At 37.3% G+C, this 5,723-nt stretch carries 11 protein-coding genes and 1 pseudogene; 11 read left to right on the top strand and 1 reads right to left on the bottom strand.

The genetic code is table 11. The features are described from left to right. The first annotated feature begins 82 nt into the window (after nt 1-82). The 11 genes and pseudogenes from NE665_RS23095 to NE665_RS24800 all read left to right on the top strand — a co-directional run bounded on the left by NE665_RS23095 (nt 83) and on the right by NE665_RS24800 (nt 5,049). A complete protein-coding gene (locus NE665_RS23095) occupies nt 83-451 on the top strand; it encodes a hypothetical protein (RefSeq protein ID WP_256302656.1) in 369 nt (122 codons plus the stop codon). A 53-nt stretch (nt 452-504) separates the two neighbouring features. Beyond that, on the top strand, nt 505-990 hold the full coding sequence (locus tag NE665_RS23100) for a hypothetical protein (RefSeq protein ID WP_117442598.1): 486 nt from the start codon (nt 505-507) through the stop codon (nt 988-990). A 69-nt stretch (nt 991-1,059) separates the two neighbouring features. After that, on the top strand, nt 1,060-1,488 hold the full coding sequence (locus tag NE665_RS23105; protein ID WP_117442597.1) for a hypothetical protein: 429 nt from the start codon (nt 1,060-1,062) through the stop codon (nt 1,486-1,488). 87 nt (nt 1,489-1,575) lie between these two features. Continuing rightward, entirely contained in the window at nt 1,576-1,950 is a 375-nt protein-coding gene (locus tag NE665_RS23110) for a hypothetical protein (protein WP_117442596.1), read from the top strand. A 267-nt stretch (nt 1,951-2,217) separates the two neighbouring features. Continuing rightward, nucleotides 2,218-2,574: a nuclear transport factor 2 family protein gene (locus NE665_RS23115; RefSeq protein ID WP_117442595.1), complete on the top strand. Its 357-nt coding sequence runs from the start codon at nt 2,218-2,220 to the stop codon at nt 2,572-2,574. Between the two features lie 262 nt (nt 2,575-2,836). Beyond that, nucleotides 2,837-3,469, top strand: coding sequence for a DUF2625 family protein (locus NE665_RS23120; RefSeq protein WP_233104852.1), 633 nt, complete (start codon nt 2,837-2,839; stop codon nt 3,467-3,469). A gap of 53 nt (nt 3,470-3,522) precedes the next feature. After that, entirely contained in the window at nt 3,523-3,837 is a 315-nt protein-coding gene (locus NE665_RS23125; protein ID WP_117442593.1) for a hypothetical protein, read from the top strand. Nucleotides 3,838-4,075: 238 nt separating this feature from the next. Further along, nucleotides 4,076-4,249, top strand: a complete 174-nt coding sequence (locus tag NE665_RS23130; RefSeq protein WP_220431392.1) for a hypothetical protein — start codon at nt 4,076-4,078, stop codon at nt 4,247-4,249. Beyond that, nucleotides 4,236-4,490: a hypothetical protein gene (locus tag NE665_RS23135; RefSeq protein WP_220431391.1), complete on the top strand. Its 255-nt coding sequence runs from the start codon at nt 4,236-4,238 to the stop codon at nt 4,488-4,490. Before NE665_RS23130 ends, NE665_RS23135 begins: the two co-directional genes overlap by 14 nt. A gap of 157 nt (nt 4,491-4,647) precedes the next feature. After that, nucleotides 4,648-4,830 (top strand): annotated as a pseudogene (locus NE665_RS24795) (DUF3795 domain-containing protein); the annotation flags it as partial. Between the two features lie 54 nt (nt 4,831-4,884). After that, a complete protein-coding gene (locus tag NE665_RS24800) occupies nt 4,885-5,049 on the top strand; it encodes a hypothetical protein (RefSeq protein WP_233104853.1) in 165 nt (54 codons plus the stop codon). 224 nt (nt 5,050-5,273) lie between these two features. On the opposite strand, the gene NE665_RS23145 is transcribed toward NE665_RS24800, so the two are convergent. Next, the gene (locus tag NE665_RS23145) at nt 5,274-5,501 is read right to left on the bottom strand and encodes a hypothetical protein (protein WP_181968906.1); all 228 of its coding nucleotides are present in this window, start codon (nt 5,499-5,501) and stop codon (nt 5,274-5,276) included. Nucleotides 5,502-5,723 lie beyond the last annotated feature (222 nt).

A 5,723-nucleotide genomic window follows, 5' to 3' on the forward strand; every position in this document is an offset into this window, starting at 1 on the left:
TATGGATTCAGGAATATACAGAATCTTATCGATATGATCATGATCGTATGTTCCCGGTTATACTATGAAATCAAACTATCTTATGAGCTTAGATGATTTCTACCCACACTTAGTGCAGATGCTTCAAAAATTATATGATTTTTGTAAAGAAGTAAATGGAGCGATTGTCAATCAGGATTTAGCGGAAAGCATTGCAGAGGATTATGCTTTAAGCGATTGTCAATATGCACCAATCAGCCAAACTTTGTATCGAGAAAGTCTTGTTATAATAAAGAAAGCGGGTGTGTTCTGGCATAATCATGTATGGGAAGGCATGAAGATTTCTAATCTTTCTGAACTAATTGAATTTTTTGATAACACTGAAAATCAGGAAAAATATATACTGGAAGATGAAAATGGGAATATATATTCTCTAAATGAACTGATTAATGAAATAGCTAAATATAATTAAATTAATTTCAGTTTATCAAACTGAAAAATTAGAATTTGTGGAGGAAAAAGATAATGGCAAAAGGAAAAGGGTCATTCAAAGAATTTTTATCGGCAATCGCGCCGGAACACCAGGTGTTTGTCGAGAAACTTAATACCGAACTCATTGAGCAGGGCTGTGACCTTGTAATAAAGGAAGCAAAAAGCGGTTACACCGCTTCATATCAACTAGAGAAGAAAACAGTAATGAATTGGGTGTTTCGTAAGACAGGTGTTTTTGCACGAATTTACGGAGACAATGCTGGCAAGTATGAGGATATAATCGCTTCGCTTCCTGCTGATATGCAAAAGAAAATGACTACTTCCCGTGACTGCAAGAGACTGATTGATCCGAATGCCTGTAGTGATACCTGTGTAAAAGGTTTTGTTTATGCCTTGAATGGCGACACATATAGAAAATGCCGGAATGATGGAATGTTCTTTCTACTGACAAATGAAACAGCGGAGCATATAGCTGGTCTGGTCTGTGCAGAGGTTATTGTGCGTAAGTCAGCTTTATAAGACAGAGAAGTTGAGACCGATATACCAGTTTTTCAAGCTGTGAAATTAAAATTCAGAGGAGAAAAATTCATGAAGAAAACGACAGAGATTGTAGTTTGTTGTTTGCTGATGTTATGCTTAGTCGGATGTGAAAATTCAACGACAAACAATGTGAAAATTGATTATGGAACATCTGCAATCTACACAAAAGAAGACATGGATTCTGCGATAGATCAAATAAAGGAAACCTTCAAATCGTTTGAGGGATGTGAGCTGCATAGTCTTTCATATTCATCAGATGATGTTTGTTTGGATGAAGAAATTATTGCATGGATGAATGATTTAGAGAGTGCTAATGATAATAAGCAAGTTTTTACACAATGTATCATGTTTAATAGCAGCTTTCGCTCTCCGGAAAAAGGTGGTGGAGCTTGGAATCCTAACGAAGAATATACATGGTCTTGGTGGTTAGCTCGAAGTGAAGGCGGAGAATGGAAGCTGATGACGTATGGGTATTAAAGACCGAAAGATTCCAGTTTATTTTAACTGAACAATGAGAATTTGTAACTGAAGTTTATTGTATTTCACGAAAGGAGAATATTATTTATGCTTTCCATATTAGGTGCAGTATTATTTGGAATTATAGCAATTATGACAGTTCTTGCTGCATGTGGTTTGCCTTTGGGCGAATTTACAATGGGTGGACAACATAAAAATTTACCTAAAAAATTTAGAATTGCGGCAGTCATTTCGTTTGCTGTCCAAATTTTTGCAATGATAATTGTTTTGCAAGCCGGAGGTTTTATTTCCTTGTGGTTGTCTTTTAAGGCTACGAAGTATATTTGTTTCTTCTTTGCCGCTTACCTGTCCTTGAATACTATTATGAATATGATTTCAAAAAGTAGGAAAGAAAAATATGTGATGACTCCGCTTTCGCTTATAGCCGGAATATGTTTTTGGATAACGGCGTTTCAGATGTAGTATGTAAAATGAGGATAAACTAGAGTGTGTCAAATTTCAGCTTATGAAACACTGTAATTAGAAATTTTATAGGAGGTGTAAATATGCATCCGTATTTTTGGTTAATTATGTTTTGTGCTGCTGTAGCGATTGTTATAGCTATTGTTTTGAGTAAGAAAAAGAAGTAAAAATTTAGATGATTTAGTATTCATATCAGTTTTATTGATTTAAAGACTAATCCCAGTTTATGAAATAGGAAAATTAGAATTTGTGGAGGTAAAAGATATTATGTTAAGACCAAAAGAGGTAGTGTGTAAGTGGGTAGATGCCTTTAATAATCACGATGTAGAGGCAATTACAGGTCTTTATCACGAAGATGCAACAAATCATCAAGTAGCCAATGAGCCTGTAGTTGGAAAAGAAGCAATTCGTGCAATGTTCACTGATGAATTTGCTATTGCTGATATGACTTGTATTGTAGAAAATATATTTGAAGATGGGCAATGGGCAATTTTAGAATGGAAAGACCCATTAGGCTTAAGAGGCTGTGGATTTTTTCATATTATCAACGGAAAAATTCTGTTTCAAAGAGGGTATTGGGATAAACTATCATTCTTGAAACAACGTAACTTACCTATCGAATAAATTTCCGTTTATCTAACGATGAAACGAAACCTGAGGTGATAAATGATCTCGTTTCACAGAAGACGCATCTACGCTCTGTATATGGGATTGTCTAGTATTCGGCGCACATCCGACGGGATATCCGTCCTTTGTTTTTCAAACAGATATTCTGGATAAAACAATGGAATTCTTAAAGAAAAAGACGTCGTATTAGGGCAAGCCGATCCATGCGATTGGGAACATACGAAATCCGTCTGCATGACCCTGATAGGAATTGTAATATTTGAGATTATATGATGTAAATGCTGAGAAGAGAAGGGATAGAGAACTGATGGAAAGTACTTTTCAAAATATATTGGATGATATAAAGAATTCAAAAAAAGCAGTGGCTGTTCTTCCAAGCGAGGATAGCATAAAAGCTGAAGTAAAGAACACATATAAAATCAATAGCAAAAGTCTGTTGGCAGTGCTGCTTGAACATACCGGCGGAATTATCATTGACCACTGGATAAGGCTTTATGGGGCAGGGGAGGTGAATTTTATTTCCAGAAACAGCTTGTGTCCCTTTGATAATATACTCATTGGGGAGGATATATTAGGCGGTTTATTCATGTTCCTGGAAAACGGAAATATCGGTTACTTCGCACCTGACTGTTTAGAGCTGGAAGACATGGAAATAAGCTTTTCTCAATTTTTATACTGGTGCTTTCATGGCGATACGGTTACTTTCTATAAGGACTATTTCTGGAAAGGTTGGCAAAAAGATGTTGTAAACATAAAAAATGATGAAGGAGTTGCTTTTTATCCTTTCCTATGGGCGAAAGCAGATAGCTTTGAGAGCAGAGCTCGTGAAATAGTGCCGATTGCTGAAATTATCAGATTGGAATTTGATTTCTTGAAACAACTGTATGCGTAAAGAGACCGTTATGCAGCATCCCCTTTTCAAACGAAAATAGAGAGGATACCATTATGGAAGATAAAGAAATACTACAAAAAACCATCCTATTCAAGGATTATGAGGTGGTAATCCAGCTTCCTATTCATGATGATGTAAGTGAATCATGCGACAATAATATTATTTGCTTCAAGTCAGGAAAGGTGTTTTGGGAAATAAAGCAGTTACTGGAATGCTATTCAAGAGAAAATCATATAAACTACTTTCATGAAATGTATTTTGATATTTCTAAAAAGAATGAGAGAATCTTAACGTGTAGAGGCTTTTATAATCACTGTGTTATTGATGTATATCAGAAGAAGATAATTTCCATTATAAACAATCGCTGATCTGGTATATCGATGTGCGAAAATTTAGGATGAAAGGATAGAAGGATGGAAAAATTATAAAATTCATTGAAGAGAATGTGAATGGTAAGACATTGTATACGAAAGAGCTGGCATACGAGCTGGAGAACGGTGCGCTGCAAGGTGTTTACTCTGATCAGATTTCCTTTTCTAATCTAAAATATTCTCAAAGTGGCTTTCAGCATGATATGTTCATTATAGCGAATGAAAAAATTGGCTTATGGGAGCCGATGGTCAACGCGAAAAGCTGCGGAAGGATTTCAGCGCAGTATCATTATTCCGCTTTGAATTGGCAAAGCGCAGAAGCACGGATGCTGTAACCGGCAGCTTTCGGCTGATATCCGCTTCCGGCAAGCAGGTAGCGGCAGAGGCTGTGGTGAGTGGAATCTATTGATATTCGTCTAGAAAATGATGTAGTAAGGCTAACAGAGGATCAGGCAGTATACCGGGATCAGCTGATTCAGAATGACCGCTATAAGCCTGTAGCATTTCCGGCAGAGCATTGCCTGTATTGTGTCGATGGTAAATTGCATTATGATTATAACGGAAAATGTTTTGATATGGATACAAATACGATGCAGCGTATGCAGAGCCCGGACCAGTTTCCTACCTTTATTTCCATAGAGAAGTCATAACGAGCTTATATGCGAGGAGCTGTACCATTTTGGGGAGGACTTAAGGAAGCTTATCGCTGTTGAAAGCATTTATATGTGATACACAGGTATGTAAAACAAGCTGCGTTTATGGAGGTGATTACTAATGATGATGAAGGAAAGTGATATAGAAGCGATCATGTTTGCCCCATGCGGTATGAATTGCAAGGTTTGTTATAAGCATTGCTATCATAAAAAACCATGTGATGGCTGCCTGAAAAGTGATAGGGGTAAACCTGAACACTGCCGTAGGTGTAAAATCAAGGACTGTGTTAAAGCCAGAGATTTATCCTATTGCTATGCCTGTTCGGATTATCCTTGTAAGCTTATAAAAAACCTTGAGAATAGCTATAAAAAAAGATATCAGGCTAGTCTCATGGAAAATAGCGAGATTGTGAAAAATCAGGGGTTAGAGGTATTTATGGAGCAGCAGAAAAAGAAATATACCTGTTCTACCTGCGGTGGCGTTATTTCCATTCATGATAAAGCGTGCAGTGATTGTCAGGAAAAGGCATTCCCTACGGAAAAAGGGTGGGTATAGAAGCTGATGGTGGGAACATGATGTTTCATGAAACTTGCATATATGAAGCTAAGGTGAATAAGCAGAATGCCTGTGATCTGCTCTTGACCCATGGAAATCCATGTGCAGGGAGGTGCATTGATATGAAAAAGAACCCGAAGCGTATGAAATGAACAAAAAGTTTGGATATCCAAATGAAAGGCTCACTTTAAGCGCAACAGGTTCTTTTCCTGCTTATTACAGCATCAATATAGATCAATGGTTGCGTTTCGCATGGCTATACGCTCCAGGATACGAAACATCACGTAAGCAGCGACTGCATAGCACACCATACAAAGCACCTCCTGCAGCATCAGAAAAGTGACCTGCGTATTCCATGTTCCATGGATAAGCAGCTGCATTTCCTGCAGCCCATGTGTCAATGGCAGAATAAAGGAAAACCATTGCAGGGGAAGCAGCATCCTGTTTCTCATTTATTGGTGAAGTTCTTCTAAAGGAATAAGTAAAGAAAAAAGCAAATTGCTGTCATCGGATAACAATGGGTCTCTAAATTAACGTAGGGTTGTGAAAAAAAACGCTCTAAATAAACGTAGGGTTTTATGATGATTGAGGTGTGCTCTAAAGTATTATAGGGTTTCAAAAAGGCAGTGCAAATGTCAGAGTATGAACATGCACTGCCTTTTATAGTGTCAAAT

It is taken from the genome of Clostridium sp. DFI.1.208 (assembly GCF_024463855.1).
Classification (GTDB): domain Bacteria; phylum Bacillota_I; class Bacilli_A; order Erysipelotrichales; family Erysipelotrichaceae; genus Clostridium_AQ.